This window comes from Paenibacillus sp. FSL L8-0470 (assembly GCF_038008625.1).
GTDB lineage: Bacteria > Bacillota > Bacilli > Paenibacillales > Paenibacillaceae > Paenibacillus_AQ.
The window spans coordinates 6,947,865-6,973,607 of record NZ_JBBOZM010000001.1 but is presented as its reverse complement, the minus strand read 5'-3'; the positions used below and the strand labels follow the sequence as shown (position 1 = coordinate 6,973,607).

Here is a 25,743-nt window from a genome sequence, read left to right as displayed (position 1 = left end):
TACAAAAAACTGGCCTGAGGCCTGCTGCGGAAAGGTTGACGAAAATTTACCATGATCAAAATACAAAACGATAAGAATTCGCTGGCCGCAGAAGGCCCAACGCGGAAACAGCGGCTTCAGCTTGCTGTGATTCTGGGGGCTATTGCCACCATTGGTCCGCTGTCCATCGATATGTATTTGCCTGCGCTTCCCGCGCTTGGCGAACATTTCGGCACCAGCGCAGCGCTGGTTCAGCTTAGCCTGACCTTCTTTTTGCTGGGGCTGGCCTTGGGGCAGCTTGTGGCAGGGCCTCTGAGTGATGTCCACGGGCGCCGCCGTCCGCTGCTCATCGGCATGCTGATTTATGCGGTATCCTCGCTGCTCTGCGCCTTCAGCCCCTCGATCGGGCTGTTGGTCGGGCTGCGCTTTATCCAGGGCCTGGCCGGCTCGGTAGGGGTGGTCATCTCCCGGGCGGCGGTCCGCGATCTGTACAGCGGCTCCGAACTCACGAAGTTTTTTTCGCTGCTGATGATCGTCAATGGTCTGGGGCCTATATTCGCTCCCGTTATCGGCGGGCAGCTGCTGAGAATAACGACCTGGCAGGGCGTATTCATTGTATTATTTGCAGCCGGGCTGCTCTTTTGCGCCACCATTCTGCTGCGGCTGCCGGAGACGCTGCCGAAGGAGCGGCGCGTAAAAAGCGGGCTGCTAGGCACGCTGCGCACCTTCCGTGATCTGCTCCGCAACAGGAAGTTTATAGGTTATGCGCTCTCTCAAGGGTTTGTTACAGCGGCGATGTTCGCTTATATTTCCGGCTCTTCGTTTGTGCTGCAAAATATTTTTGGAGTGTCTCCGCAAATGTACAGTCTGATCTTTGCCGTTAACGGGCTGGGGATTATTATGTCCGGCCAGCTTGCCGGAAGATTGTCCGGACGGCTGGGCGAAGCGAAGCTGCTGGCCAGCGGCCTCCTGCTCTGCACACTGGGAGGTGCTGTGCTGCTGATCACTATTCTGGCCGGAGGCGGTCTCCTTCCCATCCTGATCTGCCTGTTCGCTGTGGTTTCCAGTGTGGGAATGGTGGGCACAACCAGCTTCTCGCTGGCGATGCAGGATCAGGGAGAAACCGCAGGCAGCGCTTCAGCGCTGCTGGGTCTGCTGCCGCTGCTGCTTGGCGGCTGTGTCGCTCCGCTGGTCGGCCTTGGGGGTGACGATACGGCGCTGCCGATGGCGATCGTGATCGCGGGTGCCGGGGTTTGTTCTATCCTGTCCTATCTGCTGCTCTGCAAGAGAGGGGAGAGGAAATGAGCCGTAAGGATTATTCCATTCTATTACTGTTGGCCTTTTCCTGGGGCGCTTCCTTTCTGTTTATGAGAATTGCCTCTCCCGAATTGGGGCCTGTTGTTACGACAGAGCTGCGCGTTACGCTGGCAGCTGCAACCTTGCTGCTCTTTGCAGCGGTCACCAAGCGGAAGCTGAGGATCTGGCAGCATTGGAAGCAGTTCCTTGTGCTGGGCTCCATTAATGCCGCGCTGCCCTTCACGCTGATCTGCATGGCCGAGCTGCATCTTAGCGCTTCGCTGGCAGCCATCCTCAATGCCACCACACCGATGTTTGCGGCACTAGCAGCTTGGGGAACACAACAGGAGAAGCCGGGACTGTCCAAGTCTATAGGACTCGTGATCGGCTTGCTCGGCGTAGCTGTGCTGGTCGGATGGAGTCCGGTGCCGCTCTCCGGCAAGGTTCTGTTGTCCGTGTTTTTCTCACTAGGAGCTGCACTTGCCTACGGCTTCGGGGGGTTATACGCTGCGCGCGTGGGCCGTGGCCTTGCGCCATTGGCGCTTGCTGCAGGCCAGCAGCTCGGGGCGGCTGTAGTGCTGCTGCCGCTGGCGGTAATTTTTGCCCCCCGGGAGCTGCCGTCTTCGGCAGCGGTTTTTTCCGTACTCGGTTTGTCATTCATTTGCACTTCCGTGGCGTATCTCTTGTATTTTCACCTGATCCAAAGTGTTGGCGCGGTCAAGACCGTCAGTGTTACCTTCCTGGTCCCCGTGTTCGGGCTGATATGGGGTGTAATCTTCCTGAATGAACCGGTTTATGCCAATACGCTTGCCGGTCTGGCGATTATTCTGCTTAGCGTAACGCTGGTCAACCGCAAAACCCGGCCAAAAACGTCTCAGGCAGTGGATGAGAGTGGTCAGAGCAAGGTCTAATCCAATTCATAGCTTCGAATACTTTCAGCAAACTTTCAGCGCATTTTAACGTTCCTTTCGGGTGGAAGGATTATAGTGTAGAGGTGAAAGGAGGAACGTGAATGAATATTTCATCCGCATCATCTACATCTTCCGCTTCCTATACTGCTTCCAGTGCTACCGATACAAGTGCGCTGGAGAAGCAAAAAGCGAAGCTGCAAGCCGATCTGGAGAAGATCGGGGCCAGCAAGGACGACGAGAAGACAAAGGAAACCAAGACCAAACAAATTGAGCAGCAGATCAAGCAGATCGATGCGCAAATTGCCCAGAAATCGCAGAACAGCTCCGCTTCCGCCAACAGCAGCAGCACACCGCCCGAGAAACCTGCAAACAGCAATACGCTTGCCGCGGCAAGCGCGCAGGAGATCGCTGCTGCCACTACGGACAGCCAAGGAAGATTTGACATCCGCGTATAAGTAAGCACCCGAAGCCAAGTAAACAGCAAACCCTAAAGAGGACATCCTTTGCCGTGAGGGAGTCCTCTTTTTGGGTGCAGAAGTAGCCGTCACCAGTGTATTGAAAATCCCCCTAAGGTGGGCTCGGCGTCTATACAGCATGGTCTATAGATGTTAATATTAGTATGTGAAAAAAATAACTAAATAACTTTTGCTCTTATTAAGATCTTACTAAGATCGCACAATAAGCAATCATAAGTATCCATCATCACTTGGATGGCTCCTGTTTCCGCAGGCGCCATCTTTTTTAAAATAATGAAGGGGAGGGACATCAGATGGGAATTCCGGTTATGGATATTATCGAGAAGCGTAAATCTGTACGGACTTATGAAGCCACACCGATCGGGGAGGCCGTCCATGCTTCCATAATGGATTATCTGAGCCAGGAGGACAACCTGCACGGGCCGTTTGGCGGAAAGCCGGGAATTGAGTGGGTCTGGGCCAAAAGCGGGACAGAGGACGGAAAGAACGTGAAGCTGGGGGCTTACGGTATCATTCAGAATCCGCAGGCCTATCTGGTCGGCAAGGTTAGGAACGACAAACTGGCGCTGCTGGAATTCGGGTATGTATTTCATAGGCTGATTCTCTATGCCACCAGCCTGGGACTTGGCACCTGCTGGCTTGGCGGAACGTTCAACCGCAAGACCTTTGCCCGCGAAATCGAGCTTGCCCCGGACGAGATTATTCCTTGCATCACGCCGCTGGGGTATGCACGGGAGAAGCAGCGGCTGCTGGATGCCACGATGCGCTATGTCGTCAAAGCTGATCAGAAGAAGCCTTGGCGGGAGCTGTTCTACGACACCGAATTTGGCAATATGCTCGCTCCCGAGTCAGCCGGGAAGCTTGCGCCCCCGCTGGAAATGGTCCGGCTCGGCCCATCTGCTTCAAATAAACAGCCTTGGAGAGTGGTAGTCTCTCCAGACCGGAAGCAGGCCCATTTCTACCTGCAGCATACGCCGAATTACAGCGGCAACAAGCTGGGCTTTGAGATGCAGCGGATTGATATCGGGATTGCCGCCTGCAATTTCGGGCTTGCCTGCCGTGAACTGGACATTGCGGGGGAATGGACCGTTAATGATCCGCAGCTTGATCTTGACGGACCGCTTACAGAATATATGCTGAGCTATAAACTCAGTTGAACCGGAACGTCAACGTTATAGCAAAGAGGTGAACTAACGGCTGCCGGTACGGCGCGTAGTTCACCTCTTTTATTGAATAAATGCTTTATGCCGGATCGGGTTCCTTGTCGCCGTTATCGGGCAGAGCCCAGACAGAGACACTTCCGCCGTTTACCGGGAAAACCGCCCAGCCATCCTCACCGATGGTTATATTGTCCTCACGGTTATGGGTGAAATCCTCCCAAACTTCGCCTGCGCGTTCCTCGCCGAGGAACATCCGTTTCTCCCCCTGATCTCCATTGGAGATGACTACGGCACAGCCGGAGCCTTCGATTTCTTCCACACCTCGCCGCACCCAGCCAATCGTATTGGGGTGGTCGAAATAATCATCCTGCTCTCCGTATGCCTTATGGTACCGGGTGTAGAGCAGCGGATCAATGGCAGCTTTCTTGCCTTCCACCGGAGTCGGTCCGCCGATGCCATAATAATCACCATAGAAGACAACCGGGTATCCGTCACGCCGCAGCAGGATCAGCGCATAGGCACTTTGCTTGAACCAGTCGCCGATCCAGGATTCCAGCGCTTCATGGGGCTGCGAATCATGATTGTCAACAAAAGTTACGGCATTGCCGGGGTGGGTCTGGACGAGCGTATCGTTAAAGATTTGGGTCAGATCAAAGTCCCTGCCCCCCAGTGCAGCCGAATACAGCTTGTAGTGAAGCGATACATCGAACAGGTCGATTTGATAATCCACCGTGTTGAGGAATTCCCGGCAGGCCTCGAGATTCGAGTTCCAGAATTCGCCGACAATGTAGAAGTCCTCACCGCGCTTTTTAGCCATTTCGGCAGCGAATTCTTTGATGAACTCATGATTGATATGCTTGATGGCGTCCAGCCGGTATCCGCTGCACTGCAGCGTGTCGACCAGCCACTTGCCCCATTCCAGCATCTCATGCTTAACTTCCTCATGGCTGTAGTCGATGTTGGCGAACATCAGATAATCATAGTTGCCGAACTCGTCATCCACATTCGGGTTCCAGCTCTTGTTGTCGGAGGCAAGCTTGAATACGCCGGTCCGGCTTTCCTTGGCATCGAAATCGGTGCCGTTAAAATGAGTGTGGTTCCATTTAAAGGCGGAGTACTGGTCTCCACGTCCGGGAAAGGTGAATTTGGTCCAGCCTTCAATCTCGAACGGTTTGGAAATCTCCTTGTTGCGGTCGTTCGGATCAACCTCGATCACCTGGAACACTTCGGTCTCGTCGGCGCCCGCTTTATGATTCATCACCAGATCCACATAAACAGCGATGCCGTTCTTTTGGCATTCGGCAATCGCCTCCACCAGCTCCAGCTTGGTGCCGTATTTGGTCCGGATGGTCCCCTTCTGGTCGAATTCGCCCAGATCGTATAGATCATAGACACCATAGCCTGTATCCTCGCCAGAGACGGCCTTGGTTACCGGCGGTACCCAGACAGAATCAATATAGGCGGCCTTCAGCTCGGTGGCAGCATCAGCCAGCCGTTTCCAGTGCTTCCCGTCCGCGGCGACATGCCATTCGAAAAACTGCATCATCGTATGGTTTCTCTTCATTTCCGTTTGGCCTCCTTTAAAATTATGATAGGAATGGATAAATGCGATTGGTGTCGTAATTCAGTAAGGAGCAGAAGAGAGGATATGTACACATCTGGTGCTCATGAAAATAAGTCCAGCTGGCGCGGGGCCAGTCCGCCGTCGATTCCGAGCAGCGTTTGCAGCTCTTTGGCGTTATCGGTGGCGTCACCACCGGAGTTATTGTTGAAGACCACGTACAGCTCCCGGCAGGACTGCTCCAGCGCAAGCAGCCGGTCCCGCCACTCGGTCAGCTCCTCTATGCTGTAGCGGTACAAGTAGCGCAGGCTCCGCCAATTCGGATGGCTGCTCTGGCTCCAGCCTTGGGCGTTGCGGCCATGCAGCCGCACGTAGGTGATATCCGGTGATGTGGCCACCGGCACAATCGGAACCGAGCCTGATCCTGCCTGGGGTTCATCGGCCACTGTATGAATCCAGCCCTCCTGCTCCAGAAACTGCAGGGTTTTGGCCTGCATTTCCGGACTGTACCAGGAGTCATTGCGGAATTCGATGGCGGAAGGCACATCCAGCATCCGCTGCTTGGCCTCACGCAGAAACTGCACGTTCTCTTTGGTGCAATCGAACCACGGCGGAAACTGGAAGAGGGCCATCGCAAGCTTCCCGGCTGCCCGGACTGGCTCAATAGAGGTATGGAAGGCCTGATACATTTCCTCCGGAGTGTCATAATAATTCTTTTTCTCGCGTAAATGGCCAGTCATTCCCTGATAGGCTTTAACGATAAACCGGAAGGCATCCGGCGTCTGGCTCACCCATTTGGCGTAATTTCTGACTGGCTGCACGGCATAAAAGGAGCTGTCAATCTCCACAATCGGAAAATGCGCGCTATAGGTAGGGAGCCGGTCAGCGGGCTTGATTTTGCCGTAAAGCTCTTCATGGTCACCGAAGCCGGTTAGCCCGATCTTAATCATGGAATCTCCTCCTTGTCAGTATATCCGTACCTGACCCGAACAGATCAGCTAACTCTTATTAAACTTAAAACCCTCTAGAGCAAACAAGGGCTGTTGATTAATGTCCGTAATTGAGGCAACATGAAGATTAAAGATGGCCTGAAATGAACGAGGCCGGAAATACCGCTATGGGTGCTGTTATCACCAAAAGAACGTCCGGATATACTTTGTTGTCCGGCCTATTTTCAGTCTGATGTATATTGCAAGGGGGAGCACGAGATGGAGCACAAGTTCGAACAGCTTAGCCGTCACATTCTGATTATGCATCCGGAGCATGACACGGATCGTCCGGTACTGGCAGCAATTACAGGGGAACGGCGTACACTTCTGATGGATGCCGGCAATTCGCCGGCCCATGCAGCGCTGTTCCGGGAAGAACTGGCCAGACGCGGCTGCAGGCAGCCAGACATGCTGGTTCTGACCCATTGGCACTGGGATCACACCTTCGGGCTCTCATCCTGGTTGTCTCCAGCTATTGCCCATGAAGAGACGGCGAAAGTGCTGGAGAGCCTGACCGGGCGGAACTGGGGAGAAGAGGGCTTGGAGAAGCTTGTAAAGAGTGGCACGATCAGTGAAGAAAGCGCGGAACATATCCGTCTGGAGTACGGCGGGGCAAGAGAGGTAACTGTCGTCAAGCCGGATATTGTGTTTACCGGCAGCCTCACGGTCGATTTGGGCGGAGTTATCTGTGAAGTGGTCCATGTAGGCGGCGACCATTCGCCGGACTCCTGCGTGCTTTACGTTAAGGAAGACAAGGTGCTTTTTCTGGGCGATGCTCTAGGCCCTTCTGTATATGGCGGACCGCGCCAATACAGCAGCACCGGGTTCTTAAAATTGCTGGACATTGCTTACCGCTATGACGCGGACTGGTATGTGGAGTCGCATGGGCTGCCGATGACCAGGCAGGAGTTCCGGGAGGATCTGGCTCCCTGGGAACGGCTGGCCCGGATCGTCGATGTGTTCGGACACAACCGGGAACGGGTGGTGCTGGAGCTGAAGACCTATCTTCAGCTTGAAGAGCTGCCTGGGGATTTGCTGCAGGGTGTGGAATATTTCATGGCGGGCGCGAAGCGGCGTTAACTGCAATATTCATAATTTCTACTGACTATATTCAGACCCTGCCACGCACTGGCGGGGTCATTGTGTTGCAGAATGATGAGATAACAGCCCTGTTCTCTAATCGGCTTCGTGCCGGAGAACAGGGCTGTTCGTTTAAACAGGTGTAAAGGGGGTGATCGAACCTCCGCTAGATAAATGTACGGTATTGCGTCCGTTGCGTTTGGAGCTGTAGAGCGCATGATCCGCTTCGGAGAGCAGCTCTTCAAGCGAAATAGGTTCTCTGAACGCCTCCGCCACCCCGAAGCTTGCCGTTACATGGATTGGACCGGACGAGGTGTAGACTTCGCTGTGCTCAATGCTGTCACGGATAGCTTCGGAGAGCAGAGCCGCCTGCTTCAAGGAAGTGTCAGGCAGACAAATGACGAATTCTTCGCCTCCGTAACGCCCGAAGATATCCCCTTCGCGCACATGTTTGCTGCATACGCTGACAATATGCTGGAGCGCTATATCGCCATATTGATGTCCGTACCGGTCATTGATGCTTTTGAAAAAGTCGATATCGAGCAGGATGATGGACAAGGGGCGCTTGCTGCCGACTGCTTCCTCCAGCAGAGACCGGCTCTGCTCCATGAAGTGCGTACGGTTATAGATACCGGTCAGGCTGTCGACAGTGGCAAGCTGCAGCAGCTTGGCCTGAAGCAGTGTCCGCTCTGTCACATCAATCAGCATAATCATCCGCCCGGCCAGGTGACCGTCATGCTTCTGCACCGGAGAGGATCTGACCTGGTAGTAGCTGGTCTCCCCGTTGATATTCCAGGCCAGCTCGCGTTCCTCGCTGAGCAGAGGGTCGGAATTCATTACATAATCTACAGCGTCTTTGCCCGCAGGCAGGAACAGCTGGGCGAGCGGTCTGCCGATGGCTGATGAATCCAGGCCCTCCAGCATTTCCGTGGCAGCACGGTTATAGTCGACAAGCGTATCTTTGCGGTCCGTGACCAGCACTCCGTCACGCATGCTCTCGAATAAATTCTCCCGGGCGATGGGTGCCGCGGTCAGCATGCCCCTGGAAAGAATCGCCCAAATATAGAGGGTCGAAGTCACGCTCATAATCACCGGCACAGGGTCCATTCCATAAGGGGTCATGTTCATTAAATAGAGGAAGGCTCCCAGAGCCGGGAGGAACTGCCCGATGAAGATCGTCATCATCTGCCGGCGGTAGACCCGCTTCATCCGGTTCCACTGCCAGAGAATGAGACACATTCCGGCAAGCATGCAGCCGAAGGTCAAACTGCCCTGCACGATATACCAAGGCCCCATCACGATGTCGATCAGCGGGGTGGGGGCACCTTCCCGGAAATGCATTGAATGATAGAACAGATGGTGATAATCGTTGGTCCATACGAGCACGGTAGAGATTAAGGGGATGGAGTACAGCGCGGTCAGCAGCCCTTTCTTAACCAGCCGGTCCAGGCCGACGAAATGCATGATCATAATCAGGCTGGAAGGAGCGATATAGGGCATACCCAGATACTCCACCTTGACCCAAAAGCCAATCTCCTGCATAGTGCTGCCCGACAATTCCAGCGCGAAGCCAAAGGTATAGATCGCGGAAGTGATGGAGCTGAGGATGAAGGCATTGATTCCGGAGAAATCCGTTCTTCTGTAATAGGCGAACAGCGCGAGAAGTGCGCTCAGCACACCGGAGATGGAGACAATGATAATATAATTCGAGATCATAGCTTCCATCGGCTGGGCCTCCAGGTAGTGTGGGCTGCCGAGGCTGGCCATGGGAGCAGGGACAACGGGGCATATAGCCATGAGGCGTTATTATAAGCATTAAACATCACGTATTGTCTCCTGTTTCAGCAAGAATATAGATAAATAGTACCACATATCTTCATGGATAACATTCGGGATTGAACGCAGTGAAGCGTGAATACCGCTACCTTCTTTTATCGGCATATTTCTTCATTATTAACAATGAAAGCGCCACTCCTAGACAAAGTGACGGAATTTCACAGATGCAATTTTACTATTTGTCTAGTGAGTGTACCGGGAGCAGAGTGTACCATGTTAGTTAATACTACATTTCAAAAAGAAATTCAGCGTTTCATAAGAATTTACGTTAAGTTAATTAACATTTAACGAATGGATTCAGGGATGAAGGGGGAGCTGGGAATGTCATTAGTAGCGGCAAGAATTCCTGAAATACAGCTGGAAAACGTTGAAATGCGTTATGTGGCGGAGACTGCGGATGTGCTTGCATTGCATCAGGTGAGCCTTGATATTGCCAAAGGAGAATTCGTCTCCCTGCTGGGTCCATCGGGATGCGGCAAAACCACACTGCTGAGATTGATGGCAGATCTTATTACACCAACCGGCGGAAACATAACGGTGGCTGGCAAAAGCGCCAAGGAAGCCAGACTGGCCCAAAAGTACGGCATAGTTTTCCAGAGTCCGGTACTTTATGACTGGCGCAAGGTGAAACACAACATTACCCTGCCGCTGGAGCTGATGGGCGTCAAGAAGTCGATCCGTGAGGACAAGGCGCTGGAGCTGCTGGATCTCGTCGGGCTGCAAGGCTTCGCGGACAAATATCCCTGGCAGCTCAGCGGCGGCATGCAGCAGCGGGTTGCGATTGCCAGAGCGCTGTCGATGGAACCGGAGATACTGCTCATGGATGAACCGTTCTCCGCGCTGGATGAGTTTACCCGTGAGCGCCTGAATGAAGAGCTGCTGGCTGTCTGGAGCAAGGTGCAGAGCACCATTGTTTTTGTCACCCACAGCATTCCTGAATCTATTTTTCTGTCTGACCGCGTATTCGTGCTTTCTCCGCATCCGGGAAGGCTGTCGGCCATTGTTGATATTCCGCTGCCGCGTCCGCGTACGGCGGAAATGAGAAACAGCCCGCAGTTTTTTGAACTGATCGCCACGATCCGCGACAGCTTTGAAGGGGTGTAACGATGAAGGGGAACAGTGCGTTTATGCGCAGCCGCGTGCTGCCGCTGTCCGTCTGGCTCCTTGGGCTGCTGATGGTGTGGGAGGCTGGCTCCTGGATGCTGCTCCATGTGGCACAAACGCCGCTGGCCCAGTCGAAGCTGCCTTATGTTCATGAAGTGGCGGCTACCTTATGGAAGTACAGCGGCACGCTGGTTAAGGAGGGGGGAGCTACCTTTGGCAATGCAGGAGTCGGGTTTCTGATCGGGGCCTCTGCGGGTGTGGTTCTCGCTGTGCTGATGAGTCTGTCAAAGACGATCGAGCAGCTTGCCTTTCCGTATGCCATAGCCTCGCAGATGATCCCGATTCTGGGGCTTGCGCCCATTATTTACGGTATTGTACGTGATGAGCAGGTGTCCCGGATCATTATTTCCGGATACATTACCTTTTTCCCGGTTGCGCTCAACATGCTGCGCGGTCTGCGCAGCGTCGATCTGCCGGCGCTGGAGCTGATGCATTCTTATGCCGCCAAACCTTGGGCGGTGTACTGGAAGCTGCGCCTTCCGGCTGCACTGCCGGCACTGTTCAGCGGCCTCAAGGTCGCAGCCCCGCTTGCCGTGACCGGTGCGATTCTGGTAGAGCTTATGGGGGCGCAGCATGGCATAGGTGTGATCATGCTGCGCAATCTCTATTATGGTCCTTCCCATACGTATATGTTCTGGTCCACGGTAATTGTCGGCGCTCTGCTGGGAGTGGCGAGCTACGGACTGATGAGCCTCGCCGAACGCCTGGTTGCGCCATGGCAGCCTGAATTCCGCCCGAAGGGGGGGCGCCGCTAATGGAGGGGAATACTGTGCGTGAAGCAACGTTGATAGCCTCTGCAGGGAATGAGGGATCTACACCATCTCGTATAACAACGAAGGAAGACGTATTTACTGGACGGAGCAAGCGGAAGTTTGGCCGCCGCTCTGTGAGCTGGCTGAACGCTGGCGTGATTCTGCCTCTGCTGGCCGGTGTGCTTTTTCTGGTTCTCTGGGAAGCACAAATATTCCACAAGCTGTTCGATCTGAAAAAATACCAGCTGCCGCTGCCTTCGGCCATAGCGGAGGCGATAAGGGATAATTTCAGCCTGCTCTTGTCCTATACCGGCTATACACTGACTGAGGCTGTGGCGGGAATGCTGATCGGTTCGGCCTGCGGCTTCCTGATCGCCCTGGTCGCAACGGCCTGGCCCCGCTGGGGCGGTGGCAGCCTGACACTGGTCGCTGCATTGAATGCTGTGCCGATTGTTGCGCTGGCACCGATTATGAATCTGTGGTTCGGCGACGGGATCGGCTCGCGTGCCGCAATCGTTACGGCGACGACCATGGCGGCGATGGCTATCAATGCCTATAAAGGGATGGTATCAGTTGATCCGCTGGCGCTGGATTTAATGCATTCCTACGCAGCCGGCAAGCCGGCGGTATTCCGCTATCTGCGGATTCAGAACAGTCTGCCGTATGTGTTCACCGCGCTGAAGATCAATGCTACCGCAAGTATGATCGGAGCGATTGTCGGAGAGTTTTTCTTCTCCTCCAGAGGGCTTGGCTACCTGCTATCCAACTCGATCAAGGTGGCCAAGATGCCGCTGGGCTGGTCCTGCATCGTACTTGCAGCTATAGCCGGAGTCATCTTCTATCTGGTAGTGGAGCGGCTGGAGAAGGTATTCATCAAGTGGCATTCCTCCCAGCGGGCGTCATCTTAAATCTGTTACACCAGACTACAAACTCAAATGGGTAGGGGGAGCTGCGTGATGAAAGGGAATAAAGGCAAATTTCACGGTGGGCTGTTGATGGCGGTAATGATCATGGCAATCTCTTTGCTGGCAGGTTGTGGAGGTAATAACAATAATAATGCTCCGGCGGCTGAAGCGACGGCAGGCACGGGGGCTTCGGCTTCACCGGAAAAGGCCACAGAACCGGCTGCGGAACCGGTGACGGTCAAGCTCCAGCTGAAATGGGTGCCCCAGGCCCAATTTGCCGGATACTTCCTGGCCCAGGACAAGGGGTACTATGCTGAAGAAGGTCTTAATGTAGAGATCCTGCCCGGCGGCCCGGATATAGTACCTGAACAACAGGTCGCGGGCGGCTCCGCCGATATCGGCGTGGATTGGGTGGCGAGTCTGCTGACCAGCCAGGAACAGGAAATGCCGCTGGTGCAGATTGCGCAAATCTACCAGAAGAGCGGACTGGTGCTGGTGTCCAAGAAGGAGGCAGGAATCAGCAGTGCAGCGGATCTGAAAGGCAAAAAAGTCGGCAACTGGATGGGTGGTAACGAGTTTGAAATCCTTGCGCTTTTTGATAAATACAAGCTGGATTCCAATAAGGACCTGAACTTCACAAAGCAGGGCTTCACGATGGACCAATTCCTTGGCGGCGAAATCGACGCGGCTTCGGCGATGACGTATAACGAATATCAGGTTGTGCTGGAATCGGGCATCAAGGCCGAAGCGCTGAATGTGATTGATATGAATGATGAAGGCGTAGCGATGCTCGAAGACAATCTGTTCGCCAATAAAGAGTGGCTTGCAGACAATAAGGAGACAGCGGCCAAATTCGTCCGCGCTTCCTTGAAGGGCTGGAAAGATGCCATCGCCGATCCTGAGGCGGCTGTAGATAGTGTAATGAAGCTCGCTGAAGAAGGCAGCACTTCAAGAGAGCATCAGCTCACGATGATGACGGAGGTTGCCAAGCTGATCCAGCCGCAGGGCTTTGACGTTTCCAAGCTGGGGTATACCGATGCAGCTGCATTCCAGCAGACGGCAGACATCGCGCTCAAATTCGGTGTAATCAAAGAGGCGGCCAACGTGAAAGAAGCCTATACGAACGAGATTGTTGAAATGGCAGCGAAATAAGCGGTTTCCCTCATATTGATAGTAGATGGCCGCCCGTTCTGGCGGTCATCTGTTATCATCGGCATCCACAAACAGTGAAAGAGGTGCAGGCTATGTCTCTGCTGGCGAAGCAGACTGAAAAGGTCAGGAATTATATAAACGGGGTTTGGGTGGCGTCATCATCCGGGCGGGAGGAGGAAGTGTTCAACCCGGCAACCGGAGAAGTGATTGCTTATGTGCCGATTTCCAGCCGCGAAGAGCTGGATACTGCGGTACAAGCTGCGGCAGAGGCATTTCATTCATGGAAGAGGGTTGCCGTTCCGCGGAGGGCCCGCTATTTCTTCCAGTACCAGCAGCTGCTGGTGCAGCACTGGAATGAGCTGGCTGAGCTGATTACGCTGGAGAACGGCAAAAGCCTGGAGGAAGCGCTGGGCGAAGTGCAGCGCGGTATTGAATGTGTGGAGTTTGCCTCCGGCATCCCCACACTGATGATGGGCAGCCAGCTGCCGGATATTGCCACCGGAATTGAATCGGGCATGTACCGCTACCCCCTGGGGGTGATCGGCGGGATCGCGCCCTTTAACTTCCCGATGATGGTGCCCTGCTGGATGTTTCCGCTGGCAGTGGCCTGCGGCAATACCTTTGTGCTGAAGCCTTCCGAACGGACACCGCTGCTGATGAACCGGCTGGCGGAGCTGTTTGCGGAAGCGGGGTTTCCGCCGGGTGTGCTGAATGTGGTGCATGGATCGCATGATGTAGTGGGTGGATTACTTGAACACGACGAGGTGAAGGCGATTTCCTTTGTTGGTTCACAGCCGGTAGCGGAATATGTGTATAAGCAAGGGACTGCACATGGCAAGCGGGTGCAGGCACTGGCCGGAGCCAAAAACCATTCGATTGTGCTTCAAGATGCCGATCTGGACCATACGGTGAAGAATATTATCGCTGCGGCCTTCGGGTCGGCGGGCGAGCGTTGTATGGCCTGCTCGGTGGTCGTCGTGGAGGAGACGGTTGCCGATGAACTGGTGCGCCGTCTCCTTGAGGCGGCCGACGGGCTGAAGATCGGCGACGGCAGGGACGCTGGAGTATTTCTCGGGCCGGTCATCCGCCAGTCGAACAAGGACCGTACGCTGGCTTATATTGAGGCAGGTGTACAGGAGAAGGCGGAACTGGTACGGGACGGCCGGAAAGATGCAGCGGCGGGAGGAAAGGGCTACTTTCTCGGGCCGACCATCTTCGACCGTGTAGAGCCGGGAATGACGATCTGGCGCGATGAGATTTTCGCTCCGCTGCTGTCTGTGGTGCGTGTCAAGGATCTGGCGGAGGCGATAAACGTAACGAATCAGTCCCCATTTGCCAATGGAGCCTGCATTTATACGGACAGCGCTAAGGCGGTCCGGGAGTTCCGGGAAGAGATTGATGCCGGAATGCTTGGCGTGAATCTCGGTGTACCTGCGCCGATGGCCTTTTTCCCTTTCTCCGGCTATAAGAAATCGTTCTATGGAGACCTGCACGCCAACGGCCGTGACGGTGTAGAATTCTACACCCGCAAGAAAATGATCACTGCGCGTTATTGACCACAATGGAATGTTGAGAGGAGAGATTGCGGTGCAGAGCCTGGAGAACGAAAGCAAGCTGGCCGTCAAGAAAGATCAGCAGTATCTATGGCATAACATTACCCCTTACAGCGAGAGCCATCCGCCGATGATCGCGGCGACGGCAAGCGGATCATGGGTTACCGATATTGACGGGAATAAATTTCTGGACGGGATGTCCGGGCTGTGGTGCGTCAATGTCGGATATGGGCGCAAGGAGCTGGCCGATGCGGCCTATCAGCAGCTGCTCACCCTGCCTTATTTTCCGCTCACGCAGAGCCACAGGCCGGCTATCGCGCTTGCCGAGAAGTTGAATGAATGGCTGGGCGACGACTATGTCATTTTCTTCTCCAACAGCGGATCGGAAGCGAACGAAGCGGCCTTCAAAATGGCCCGCCAATACCAGCAGCAAATCGGCCAGCATTACCGGCATAAATTCATTGCCCGCTACCGCGGTTATCATGGCAGCTCGCTCGGCGCCCTGTCAGCGACCGGCCAGGCGCAGCGCAAATATAAATATGAGCCGCTGACCGGCGGATTCCTCCATGTGGCACCGCCGGACAGCTACCGCCGTCCTGACGGCATGACTGTGGAGGCGTTCAACCTCCAATGTGCGCAGGCCATTGAGGATACGATTGTCTGGGAGGGAGCAGAGACGGTTGCGGCGGTAATTATGGAGCCGGTGATTACCGGAGGCGGAGTCATTGTGCCGCATCAGGTGTATATGGACCGGGTGCAGGAAATCTGCCGCAAGCATGGAGTACTGCTGATTATTGATGAGGTCATCTGCGGCTTCGGGCGTTCCGGCCGCAGATTTGGCCATCACAATTTCGGCATCAAACCTGATATAGTGACGATGGCCAAAGGGCTGACCAGCGCCTATCTTCCGCTGTCGGCAACGGCGGTGCGCAAGGATATTTATGAGGTCTTCAAGGACAACAGTGATGATTATGGATATTTCCGCCATGTGAATACGTTCGGCGGCAATCCTGCGGCCTGTGCGCTTGCGCTGCGCAACCTGGAGATTCTGGAGCAGGAGCATTTGGTGGAGCGTGCTGAAATCCTCGGGCAAAGGCTGGCGGATGCATTCTCTAAGCTGCGGGATCACAAGCTGGTAGGAGATGTCCGCAGCTTTGGGCTGGTCATCGGCATTGAGCTGGTGGCAGATAAAGCCACCAAGCAGCCTGCCGATCTGGCTGTCGTCAAAGGAATTATTGCCGAATGCAAATCTAAAGGGCTAATCATCGGCAAAAACGGAGATACGGTGGCGGGATTCAATAATGTGCTTACCTTCGCACCGCCGTTATCCTCCACCGATGAGGATGTGCAGTTTATAATCGAGACGTTCAAAGCTGTGCTGAACGGGAGCTGGGCAGAGTGAATTTCTCCGGATACAGGAACTGGTAGGCACGCAGGGCGACCTGGATGGAGATGCGGTTCTCCGGCAGCATGAAGTCTTCGCCCAGCAGTTCGGTGATTTTGTCCAGCCGGTAATAGAGCGACTGTCTGACGATGAACAAATTGCGGGCGGCGATTTGCTTGGAGCCGTCGTGGTCGAGATAGACGCGCAGCGTCAGCAGGAGCTCGCTCCCTTTGGACTGGTCGTGATCGATCAGCGGGCCGAGATAGCTGCGGATGAAATTCTCCAGCGTCTTGCCGTCATTCAGGTTCAGCAGCAGCTGGAATACGCCGAGTTCTTCGTAGAACAACACAGACTTCTGGTAACAAGTATAGAGAGACAACGCTTGTACGGCTTCCTGATAACCGGCATAGGCATGTTTCAGGCCCCTGTGGGACTTGCTGACTCCAATAACGAGCTGCAGGTCCTTCAATTTCTCGTCGGAGCGGATATGCAGCAGGGAATCAAGCGCCTGCTGCAGCCGCAGCTTGCCGGGCAGCTTGGACTGGATATCTAGCGCGATGACAGTGAGCCGGTTGTTCTTGAGTGTGATCAGCGGGCGCAGCGAGTATTTCTCGAAGATGGAGCGGAGAATGAGCGACAGATGGAAGGTGATGGATTCCCAATCATTCTCCGAGCTGTTCCATTTAACATCGCGGGGATTCTCGATCTCAATCAGGCATACGCGGTACGGCAGCTCATTCAAGACATTGAAGTCGGGTCCCGCCAGTCCCTTGAGCCGGTTGTCATCCTGGGTGCGGCCGCTGATCAGCTCATCCACCCACAGGTTCTCGGAGAACAGCTTGCGTTCCTCCATATACCGTGTGCGCAGCAGCTCCTGGGCGATCGACAGGGAGGCGGAATCCAGCAGCAGGCAGTCGAACTCCTGGGGTTTGTGGCTGCTGACCATCAGGATATAAGCCCAGGTCTGGTCGAGCGCGCCCACCGGCTTCAGCGCGATCAGCTTGTGGCCGAATTCATGGATGTAAGGTGCGGCATCGGGCTGTACGCCCTCCATCTCCTCGCTGAAGGCTTCGAAGAACTGAAGCAATGGGGCCTGATCCCCGGGCGGCAGCGCCGGGAAGAACAGGGGTTTGCCCTGCAGCTGCATATATACAATTTGCGTGCGGGTGCTTTTACATAATAGCTGCAGAACCTTAAGGGTCCCTTGGGAAGTCAACGTCAGGCGGTGGAATTCACGGGAGATGCTCTCCAGCTCCTGCAGCATGCGGTGATGGCGGTTGATGATGAGGGAATGCAGGTCAAGCGTGATATCCACGAAACGTACCGTTCGGGTGAAAATAATCAGCGGGAAATCGTGGCTATTCGCCAGGTCGATCATCTCCTGCGGGATTTTGCAGAAATACTCTCCCAGCTCGATGCACAAACAGGCGGCATTCTTATCGATCAAATTGTGCATAAATGATAAGGAGGCAGGCAAATCAACACTTACACCCATCCCCGTAGTCAATATCATCTCTTCCCCGTGAATCAGTCTTTCAAAACTGGCGCTTTCCAGTACATGCACCCAGCGAATCGCCCGGTTCAGACCGTTTTTTCCGCCGATAAGCTCCGCTTCCGCGAACAGCGGTCTTTTCAGCGCATCGCGGACCGTAAATACAAGTTCCCAATCCATAAGCTTCCCCCTCGCTATATCGTCAGGCAGGTAAAAAATACACTTTTGAAATTAGACAATGTGTCTAGTGTAACGAAAAATCAAAATGACTATAGTTTGAATATAATATGTGAGGAAATATAACTCGTTCAGAAAGAAAATAGAATGGATTCTTTGGTTTATTGCCCATTTTACTACATCAAGCCTGATAAGTAAGTAAAATTTTAAGGCGATTATTGAAATAATGTTATATTATATAACACAAAGATGATTTCGATGATGAAAATGTAATTTTTTATCCGGTAATGCCTGGGAACACCACTCGTCCAGAAGGAGGGAGATCTGATGGAGCATTCTTCTCCGTTAACCACGTTTACGCCTGATATGTTCATGCGCAACTTCGCCGAGGCTGAGCCGGGTTTGACCCGCAAAGGTGCAATCGAAGAATCCAACCGTTGTCTGTATTGTTATGACGCCCCCTGTATTAAAGCCTGCCCGACCAGCATTAATATTCCTTCCTTTATTAAGCGGATTGCCACCGATAATTTAAAAGGCTCGGCGCAGACGATCATGGACTCCAATCCTGTAGGCGCCAGTTGCGCCCGTGTCTGTCCTACCGGGGAATTGTGCGAAGGCGCATGCGTTCTGAATGATGCTTCGGCACCAATCCAGATCGGACTGCTGCAGCGTTATGCCACGGACTGGGCTATAAACAGCGGTGTTCAGTTATTCAAAGCCGGTGCTCCTAATGACAAAAAGGTCGCTGTCATCGGGAGCGGTCCTGCCGGGCTGTCAGCGGCTAGAGAGCTGGCGCGTGAAGGCTTCCAGGTGGTGATCTATGAGGCGAAGCCGCTCGCCGGCGGGCTGGATACGCATGGTATTGTCTCTTTCCGGCTGCCGCAGTCTATATCGCTGTGGGAAGTGGAGCAGGTGGAGCAGCTGGGCGTGGAGATCCGCACCGGAACGAAGGTTGGCGTTGACGTCTCCGTGGAGGAGCTGAAGGCGGAGTATGATGCCATTGTGCTGGCTGCAGGGATGGGGTATGTTCCTCCGCTTGGGATTGAAGGAGAGAAGCTGTCCGGGGTATACGATGCGATAGAGCTGGTGGAGACCACCAAGACAGGCATTCCCACACTGGAGCTGATGGGCCAGCGCGTCGCTGTCATCGGCGCAGGCAATACGGCCATTGATGCAGCAACCTGCTCGGTGCGGCTGGGGGCATCGAATGTGAAGATGGTCTACCGCCGTACGCGCTCGGAGATGACGGCCTACGATTTCGAATATGAATTTGCCAAGCAGGAAGGTGTGGAATTCAACTGGCTGACTTTGCCGAAGCGTATTGTCGGGGACGAGCTCGGCAATGTTACGGCACTGGAGTGCGTGCAGATGAAGCTGACCGGGGAGACCGGCAAAGACGGCCGCCTTGCGCCGATGCCTGTTGATGGCTCTGAGTTCCTGATACCGGTGGATGCGGTTGTGGTAGCGATCGGACAGAAGCGGCGGTTGGACCTGATTGAAGCGCTCGGTCTTGAGCACAACTATGGGGTTGTCAAAATTGATGAGAAGACCGGACGGACGTCGGATCCGCAGATTTATGCCGCTGGTGATATTGTGTTTGGTTCCGGCAAAGGCGAAGCGATGGTCGTATCCGCCGCCCAGCAGGGCAAAGACGCCGCTTATGCGATTGTGAAGCAATTGTTGGGCCTGCAGGACAGCGTGGCAGGTTCTGCTGTCTAAACGGGGAGTGCCAAGCAATACAAGACCGGCGGCTTCAACCGGACTTTATATGACAGGGAGGGAACATCAATGGCAGATTTGAGTATTGATCTTGCAGGTATCAAGTCACCTAATCCATTCTGGCTGGCGTCTGCGCCGCCTACCAATACAGGCTATCAAGTGCAGCGGGCGTTCGAGGCCGGCTGGGGAGGGGCGGTGTGGAAGACACTCGGTGATCCGATTATTAACACCTCCTCCCGGTTTGCGGCCGTGCATTTCAACGGTCAGCGTGTGGCGGGCTTCAACAATATCGAGCTGATTACGGACCGCCCGCTTGAGGTGAACCTGAAGGAGATCTATGAAACGAAGAAAAAGTTTCCGGGTCATGCGATTATTGCCTCCCTGATGGTCGAACCGAGGCAGGACAAATGGCATGAAATCGTCAAACGGGTAGAGGCTGTCGGCGTAGACGGCCTGGAGCTTAACTTTGGCTGCCCGCACGGGATGGCGGAACGCGGCATGGGCGCAGCCTCCGGCCAGCAGCCCGACCTCGTACAGGCGCAGACCACCTGGGTCAAAGAAGTCGCGACCACGCCGGTCATTGTGAAACTGACCCCGAATATAACGGATATTACAGTCGTTGCCCGCCATGCCGTCAAAGGCGGTGCCGATGCGATCAGCCTGATTAATACAATCAACAGTCTGGCCGGCGTGGACATTCACAGCTGGAACACGATTCCGAATGTCGGCGGCCAAGGCGCGCATGGCGGTTATTGCGGCCCGGCGGTGAAGCCGATTGCGCTCAGCATGGTGGCCGAATGCGCCCGCGACCGCGGAGTTGGCGTGCCGATCTCCGGAATTGGCGGCATCTCCACCTGGCAGGATGTGGTTGAGTTCATGCTGATGGGCTCCACGGGTATTCAGGTCTGCACGGCAGTTATGCATCACGGCTTCCGGATCGTCGAGGAGATGATCGACGGGCTGAACAATTATCTGGATGATAAAGGGCTGGCTTCGGTCACTGAGCTGATTGGCAAATCGGTGTCTAAGTACTCCAATTGGGGTGATCTGGACCTCAACTATAAAGTCGTTGCACGGATTAACGAGGAGAACTGCATCAACTGTAACAAATGCCATATTGCCTGCGAGGATGCTTCGCATCAATGTATCGACATGTTAACGGATGCCGCAGGAAAGGCAATTCTGCAAGTGCGTGAAGAAGACTGTGTGGGCTGCAATTTGTGCTCCATTGTCTGCCCGGCAGACGGAGCCATTGATATGGTTGCCCTGGACAGCGGCGCGGCGCCTCTGACCTGGAATCAGCGTCAGAAGGTCATCAGCGGCTTGAACGGCTCGTATTCAGAAGCGGAGGTGGTCTAGCATGAAGAAGATAATCAAAAATGGCATTATCGTTACCGCAGCGGATACTTATACGGGAGATGTGCTGTTTGAGGACGGCATTATTACCGGAATAGGGCTGAAGCTGGAAGCGCCGGGTGCGGAGATTATTGACGCTTCCGGCTGTTATGTCTTTCCGGGAGGGATAGATCCCCATACACATCTGGATATGCCCTTCGGGGGAACCGTGACGGCTGATGACTTCGAGACCGGCACGATTGCCGCCGCCTATGGCGGAACGACAACGGTCATCGACTTCTGCCTGACGGCCAAAGGCCAGCCGCTTCAGCAGGCTGTCGATACCTGGCATAACAAATCACAGGATAAAGCGGTGATTGACTACAGCTTTCACCTGATGGTTTCGGAGCTGAATGACAAGGTGCTGGGCGAGCTGCCGCAAATTATTGAAGACGAAGGCATCACTTCGCTGAAGGTGTTCATGGCCTACAAGAACACTTTTCAGGCCGATGACGGTGTACTGTACAAGACTTTGCAGGCAGCCAAGCGGGAAGGCGCACTCGTTATGGTCCATGCCGAGAACGGCGATGTGATCGAATATCTGGTGGAGCAGGCTCTGGCCGCAGGCAACACCGATCCGATCTACCATGCGCTAACCCGTCCCCCGGAGCTGGAGGGTGAAGCCACGGGCCGGGCCGCTTACCTGACGGAGCTGACTGATTCGCAGCTCTACGTCGTGCATGTCACCTGCGCCGAAGCGGCCTGGAAGATTGCTGAAGCCCGCAAGAAAGGGCTGCGTGTCTACGGTGAAACCTGCCCGCAATATCTGGTGCTGGATCAGACCGCGCTCGCGAAGCCTGATTTTGAAGGCGCCAAATATGTCTGGTCCCCGCCGCTGCGCGAGCAGTGGAATCAGGAGGTGCTGTGGGATGCGCTGTGGAGCGGCACGCTGCAAACGATCGGTTCCGATCAGTGCTCCTTTGACTTCAAGGGGCAGAAGGATCTGGGTCTGGGCGACTTCTCCAAGATCCCGAACGGCGGTCCGACGATTGAAGACCGGTTCAGCTTGCTCTACTCCGAAGGGGTGCAGAAGGGGCGGATTTCGCTTAATAAATTCGTGGATATCATTTCGACCTCCAGCGCCAAGCTGTTTGGCCTATTTCCGCAAAAGGGCACTATAGCTGTAGGCAGCGACGCAGACATCGTGATTTTTGATCCGTCGGTGGAAAGAACACTGTCTGCCGAAACCCATCATATGAACGTCGATTACAACGCGTTTGAAGGCTTTGAGGTTAAAGGCGAACCGGTATCCGTACTCAGCCGGGGGGAATTCGTGATCCGCGACAAGCGGTTTGTCGGCCGGGCGGGTTCCGGCAAATACCTGCACCGCAAAAGGTTTGCAGCGGAAGCACCGCGTCCGGCCAAAGCGGAAATCAGCGGAGGAGTGGTCTGAGATGTCTGCATTTGATGAGTTTGACCAAGAGCGGCAGGAGGTTGACGATTTGCTGCTGCAAGGCTACTCCATCGTCAGTATTGAAGAGGATTTGGACGGTGCCAGGGTGAGATTTATTCATAGCAGCCCAGGCAGGGTGCCGGTGGAGCTGCAGCTGCTGACGGCGGATGCGCGCAAGCATGTGACGACGGTGGTTTTATGTGGTCTGAGACCGGCCACCCCCATAGAAACGCATACGTAAGGTGCGACAATTCTAAGATACAGGGTTCGCGTGTCAAAAAAACTGCCGGTAGGCCAAGAAACAATTGGCTCCTATCTGGCAGTCTTTTTTGTGCAGTCCGGCAAATTTATGTAGAGAACTTGCCCTGCTAAAGGGCGCTGCAGAGGGAATTGGCGCCAAGAAGACTATGCCTGCAGCGATAGCTTGTCCAAATACTCGGACCGCAGAATCGACATGATGTGCAGCGACTCGAAAGAATCCCCAGTCCTTACACAGTCCCTAAGGGTCCCTTCCAGTGTGAATCCCGCACCTTCATAGACATGACGGGCTCTGAAGTTATGTTCTTTAACGTCCAGCCACAGCCGGTGGGTTTCGGTTTGGGTGAAGATCCAATCCGTCAGCAGTGAGAGGGTTGTTTTTCCGTAGCCTCGTTCCTTAGCCTGTATGACAAGCCGCTTAATGCAGACACTAAGATTAGGGTCCTGCAGCCCCGTTATAATCACATAGCCTGCTTGTTCCCCGGATTTATCCTGGATGATGAGATGCAGAATGTCCCCGTCCTGTAGTGCTGCAACATGCTGTTCCCTGCTCCATTGTCCGATAAAGCGGCGATTAGATTCGGCCTGCTCGGCAGCCAGGACGAAATCCAAATCTTGAAGCGCAGTTTTCCGTATATCCAGCAGTCTGGATGGTATTAACATGGAGCTCTCCCCTTACATTGATAATTATAGCAACATAGTACAAGAAGAACAGGATGCTGCCAACAGAAAAGGTCATCCTGTGCCAATCTATTGTATAATTGAGGCTCGGCGCCACAAATTATACAGATTCAAATTTAGCAAGGATGAGGAGTGCGGGAGGGTATGTACTTTCTGGATACGGTATCATGGCTGACAGAGGAACGTCTGCGGCTGTTGCTGGAGCAGTACCGCTCGCTCGGGCCGCTGCCCGGGATCGGGCTGACTTTTATGAAATCTTTTGTACCGCCGCTGCCTACGATTGCGATTGTGGGATTAAACGGTGCGGTTTATGGCTTATGGCTCGGATTCCTGTATTCCTGGATCGGGCTGGTTGCCGGTTGTGTGACCACGTTTATGATTATCCGCAAAATTGCATCCCACCGCTATCTGCGGAAGTGGGCGCAGCGGCCAAAAGTAGCGAGAAGCATGACGTGGGTCCGCCAGAGCGGGTTCAGTTATGTCTTCCTGCTCAGTATATTTCCGGTAGGGCCTTTTGTGGTCATCAATATGGCAGCCGGGCTTGCCGGCATGCGCCTGCGGTCTTATCTGCTCGCTTTGTGTGCAGGCAAAGCCATCATGGTGTTTGCAGTTTCCTATATCGGAAATGACTTGGATCGGTTTATCCGCAATCCGTGGGAGATCATCTATGTGCTGCTGTTCATCGGTGTTTCCCTATGGTGCGTCAAGGCCATAGAGGCCCGGTTTGCCCGGGCGGCGCGGGAACAGGAGAAGCCGCTTGCCGCGGGAAATTCTTCACACCACGAATAGTCCGCTGATGTCGGCATCGGTCTCATGGTTTCCGCTGAGATGAACCCAGCTGTTTGTAGAGGCGTTATAGCGGTAATCCTGTCTCCATTCCTCTATATGGCGGACAATGCTCCGCACTGCGGAGATGATCGTTTGGACTTCACGGTCTGTCATGATGGGGTGCAGCGAAAGGCGGATCCAACCCGGCTTCAAAGACTGGTCTCCGGCCTGAATCGCGTGAATGAAATGCTGGGAGAGCTTGGCGTCAAGTCCAAGCAGATAATGTCCGTAGGGGCCGGCGCAGGAGCAGCCTCCGCGGGCCTGAATGCCAAAACGGTCATTCAGCAGCTTGACGGCCAGATTGTAATGGATGTTCTTCAAGATAAAGGATACGATGCCGTGGCGTTTGGTATGCTCACCCGCCAGGATGTAACATCCGGGGATTCCGGCAAGCCCGGTCAGCAGCTGGCGGCACAGTTCCTGTTCCCTCCGCATCATGAACTGCCCGTTGCCATTCATCTTCTCCTTCAGTTTCAGGCAGAGCGCTGTGCGGAAGGCCTGCAGGAACCCCGGTGTTCCACCGTCCTCGCGGACCTCCACTTCATCTATGTAGCGGCGTCCGCCCCAGGGATTAACCCAAACCACCGTGCCGCCGCCGGGCTCATCCGGGAGCTGGCCCCTGCAAAGCGCGGTATCGAATACCAGTACCCCGCTTGAACCGGGGCCTCCAAGGAATTTATGGGGAGAGAAGAAGATGGCATCGAGCTTCTCCAGCGGGGAGGCAGGATGCATGTCGATCTCTTCATAAGCCGCGCTGGCGGCAAAATCGACAAAACAGAGGCCTCCGTGCCGGTGCATCACCTCAGCGAGCTTGTGGTACGGGGTCTGTATGCCGGTTACATTGGAGCAGGCGGTAAAGGAGCCGATCTTGAAGCGGCGGTTCCGGTAGCGGATCAACAGATCCTCCAGTTCCCGGAGATCCATGCTTCCATCCGCCCCGGCCGGTACGGTGACCACGTCGCCGATGCCCTCCTGCCAAGGCAGCAGGTTGGAATGATGCTCCATGTGGCTGATGAAGATAACCGGGCGTTCCTCTGGAAGACAGAGGTAATGATCCCGCATCCATTCCGGCAGCTTTAGGCCCATCAGCCGCAGCAGCTTGTTCACTGCTCCGGTTGTGCCGTTGCCGCAGAAGAGCAGGGCGTCTCCCGGCCCGGCATGAACATGCCGCTTAATAATGTTCTGAGCCTCGGCATAGGCGAGTGTTATAGTTAAACCGGTCGTATTGGACTCGGTATGCGGATTGCTGACATAGGGGCCGAACGTCTCCTGCATTTTGCGCTCAATCGGCTCATACAAGCGCCCGCTGGCGGTCCAGTCGGCATACAGCAGCGGCTGCCGTCCGTAAGGCGTGGAAATAGAATGCCGGTTGCCGATGGTATGCTCGCGAAACGTTGCGAAATGCTCTTGCAGTGAAGCGGGCTCCTCCGCAGAAGAAGCGTGGTTGATGCTCAGCACAGACAATCCCTCCAGCCCGGTGATTTCTCGCAAGATACGGCTCACGCCCTCTTACAAAGGACGGCACGGCCGTTTCTTCTTGCGAATTAAGAGTGGGGTTATATTCCCAGGCTCAGTATATGCCCGCTGGAGGCAATGGGTTAA

At 54.6% G+C, this 25,743-nt stretch carries 22 protein-coding genes; 16 read left to right on the top strand and 6 right to left on the bottom strand.

Features of this window, described 5'->3' with window-relative positions; translation table 11 throughout:
* The first annotated feature begins 51 nt into the window (after positions 1-51).
* From NST99_RS31755 to NST99_RS31740, 4 genes are all read left to right on the top strand, one after another.
* Positions 52-1,284: a multidrug effflux MFS transporter gene (locus NST99_RS31755; protein WP_341097001.1), complete on the top strand. Its 1,233-nt coding sequence runs from the start codon at positions 52-54 to the stop codon at positions 1,282-1,284.
* Complete coding sequence (locus tag NST99_RS31750) at positions 1,281-2,186, top strand: DMT family transporter (protein ID WP_341096998.1); 906 nt, start codon at positions 1,281-1,283, stop codon at positions 2,184-2,186. Before NST99_RS31755 ends, NST99_RS31750 begins: the two co-directional genes overlap by 4 nt.
* A gap of 101 nt (positions 2,187-2,287) precedes the next feature.
* On the top strand, positions 2,288-2,641 hold the full coding sequence (locus NST99_RS31745; RefSeq protein ID WP_341096997.1) for a FlxA-like family protein: 354 nt from the start codon (positions 2,288-2,290) through the stop codon (positions 2,639-2,641).
* Positions 2,642-2,955: 314 nt separating this feature from the next.
* A complete protein-coding gene (locus NST99_RS31740) occupies positions 2,956-3,819 on the top strand; it encodes a nitroreductase family protein (RefSeq protein WP_341096995.1) in 864 nt (287 codons plus the stop codon).
* An 85-nt stretch (positions 3,820-3,904) separates the two neighbouring features.
* Here NST99_RS31740 and NST99_RS31735 read toward each other — a convergent pair whose 3' ends face one another.
* Together NST99_RS31735 and NST99_RS31730 are read right to left on the bottom strand one after the other, a co-directional pair.
* Positions 3,905-5,386 (bottom strand): alpha-amylase, encoded by a 1,482-nt coding sequence (locus NST99_RS31735; protein ID WP_341096992.1) that lies wholly within the window; start codon positions 5,384-5,386, stop codon positions 3,905-3,907.
* Between the two features lie 101 nt (positions 5,387-5,487).
* Positions 5,488-6,333 carry a DUF72 domain-containing protein gene (locus tag NST99_RS31730; RefSeq protein ID WP_341096991.1) on the bottom strand — a complete coding sequence of 282 codons (846 nt, stop codon included), beginning with the start codon at positions 6,331-6,333 and terminating at the stop codon, positions 5,488-5,490.
* Positions 6,334-6,591: 258 nt separating this feature from the next.
* Between NST99_RS31730 and NST99_RS31725 the strand changes: the two genes are divergently transcribed.
* Positions 6,592-7,452, top strand: a complete 861-nt coding sequence (locus NST99_RS31725; RefSeq protein WP_341096989.1) for an MBL fold metallo-hydrolase — start codon at positions 6,592-6,594, stop codon at positions 7,450-7,452.
* A 132-nt stretch (positions 7,453-7,584) separates the two neighbouring features.
* Here NST99_RS31725 and NST99_RS31720 read toward each other — a convergent pair whose 3' ends face one another.
* Complete coding sequence (locus tag NST99_RS31720) at positions 7,585-9,177, bottom strand: histidine kinase N-terminal 7TM domain-containing protein (RefSeq protein WP_341096987.1); 1,593 nt, start codon at positions 9,175-9,177, stop codon at positions 7,585-7,587.
* A gap of 432 nt (positions 9,178-9,609) precedes the next feature.
* Here NST99_RS31720 and NST99_RS31715 point away from each other — a divergent pair, with 432 nt between their 5' ends.
* The 6 genes from NST99_RS31715 to NST99_RS31690 all read left to right on the top strand — a co-directional run bounded on the left by NST99_RS31715 (position 9,610) and on the right by NST99_RS31690 (position 16,216).
* A complete protein-coding gene (locus NST99_RS31715) occupies positions 9,610-10,392 on the top strand; it encodes an ABC transporter ATP-binding protein (RefSeq protein ID WP_341096985.1) in 783 nt (260 codons plus the stop codon).
* A 2-nt stretch (positions 10,393-10,394) separates the two neighbouring features.
* Positions 10,395-11,207 (top strand): ABC transporter permease, encoded by an 813-nt coding sequence (locus tag NST99_RS31710; RefSeq protein WP_341096983.1) that lies wholly within the window; start codon positions 10,395-10,397, stop codon positions 11,205-11,207.
* Positions 11,207-12,112: an ABC transporter permease gene (locus NST99_RS31705; RefSeq protein ID WP_341096982.1), complete on the top strand. Its 906-nt coding sequence runs from the start codon at positions 11,207-11,209 to the stop codon at positions 12,110-12,112. Before NST99_RS31710 ends, NST99_RS31705 begins: the two co-directional genes overlap by 1 nt.
* 48 nt (positions 12,113-12,160) lie before the next feature.
* Complete coding sequence (locus NST99_RS31700; protein WP_341096981.1) at positions 12,161-13,261, top strand: ABC transporter substrate-binding protein; 1,101 nt, start codon at positions 12,161-12,163, stop codon at positions 13,259-13,261.
* 92 nt (positions 13,262-13,353) lie between these two features.
* Positions 13,354-14,817: a CoA-acylating methylmalonate-semialdehyde dehydrogenase gene (locus NST99_RS31695; RefSeq protein ID WP_341097811.1), complete on the top strand. Its 1,464-nt coding sequence runs from the start codon at positions 13,354-13,356 to the stop codon at positions 14,815-14,817.
* A 10-nt stretch (positions 14,818-14,827) separates the two neighbouring features.
* Positions 14,828-16,216: an aspartate aminotransferase family protein gene (locus tag NST99_RS31690; protein WP_445745005.1), complete on the top strand. Its 1,389-nt coding sequence runs from the start codon at positions 14,828-14,830 to the stop codon at positions 16,214-16,216.
* Here NST99_RS31690 and NST99_RS31685 read toward each other — a convergent pair.
* Positions 16,182-17,870, bottom strand: a complete 1,689-nt coding sequence (locus tag NST99_RS31685; protein ID WP_341096980.1) for a PucR family transcriptional regulator — start codon at positions 17,868-17,870, stop codon at positions 16,182-16,184. The genes NST99_RS31690 and NST99_RS31685 overlap by 35 nt on opposite strands.
* 324 nt (positions 17,871-18,194) lie before the next feature.
* On the opposite strand from NST99_RS31685, the gene NST99_RS31680 reads away from it, so the two are divergent.
* From NST99_RS31680 to NST99_RS31665, 4 genes are all read left to right on the top strand, one after another.
* On the top strand, positions 18,195-19,586 hold the full coding sequence (locus tag NST99_RS31680; RefSeq protein WP_341096978.1) for an NAD(P)-dependent oxidoreductase: 1,392 nt from the start codon (positions 18,195-18,197) through the stop codon (positions 19,584-19,586).
* A gap of 69 nt (positions 19,587-19,655) precedes the next feature.
* Positions 19,656-20,945 (top strand): NAD-dependent dihydropyrimidine dehydrogenase subunit PreA, encoded by a 1,290-nt coding sequence (gene preA / locus NST99_RS31675; RefSeq protein WP_038597650.1) that lies wholly within the window; start codon positions 19,656-19,658, stop codon positions 20,943-20,945.
* 1 nt (position 20,946) lies between these two features.
* Entirely contained in the window at positions 20,947-22,374 is a 1,428-nt protein-coding gene (hydA, locus tag NST99_RS31670) for a dihydropyrimidinase (RefSeq protein ID WP_341096976.1), read from the top strand.
* Between the two features lies 1 nt (position 22,375).
* Positions 22,376-22,615, top strand: a complete 240-nt coding sequence (locus tag NST99_RS31665) for a hypothetical protein (RefSeq protein WP_341096975.1) — start codon at positions 22,376-22,378, stop codon at positions 22,613-22,615.
* Between the two features lie 164 nt (positions 22,616-22,779).
* Here the strand turns inward: NST99_RS31665 and NST99_RS31660 are convergent, their stop codons facing one another.
* Entirely contained in the window at positions 22,780-23,295 is a 516-nt protein-coding gene (locus NST99_RS31660) for a GNAT family N-acetyltransferase (protein WP_341096974.1), read from the bottom strand.
* A 162-nt stretch (positions 23,296-23,457) separates the two neighbouring features.
* Between NST99_RS31660 and NST99_RS31655 the strand changes: the two genes are divergently transcribed.
* Complete coding sequence (locus tag NST99_RS31655; RefSeq protein ID WP_038597638.1) at positions 23,458-24,102, top strand: TVP38/TMEM64 family protein; 645 nt, start codon at positions 23,458-23,460, stop codon at positions 24,100-24,102.
* On the opposite strand, the gene NST99_RS31650 is transcribed toward NST99_RS31655, so the two are convergent.
* Positions 24,088-25,599: an aminotransferase class V-fold PLP-dependent enzyme gene (locus NST99_RS31650; RefSeq protein ID WP_341097809.1), complete on the bottom strand. Its 1,512-nt coding sequence runs from the start codon at positions 25,597-25,599 to the stop codon at positions 24,088-24,090. The two genes, NST99_RS31655 and NST99_RS31650, sit on opposite strands and share 15 nt — an antisense overlap.
* Positions 25,600-25,743 lie beyond the last annotated feature (144 nt).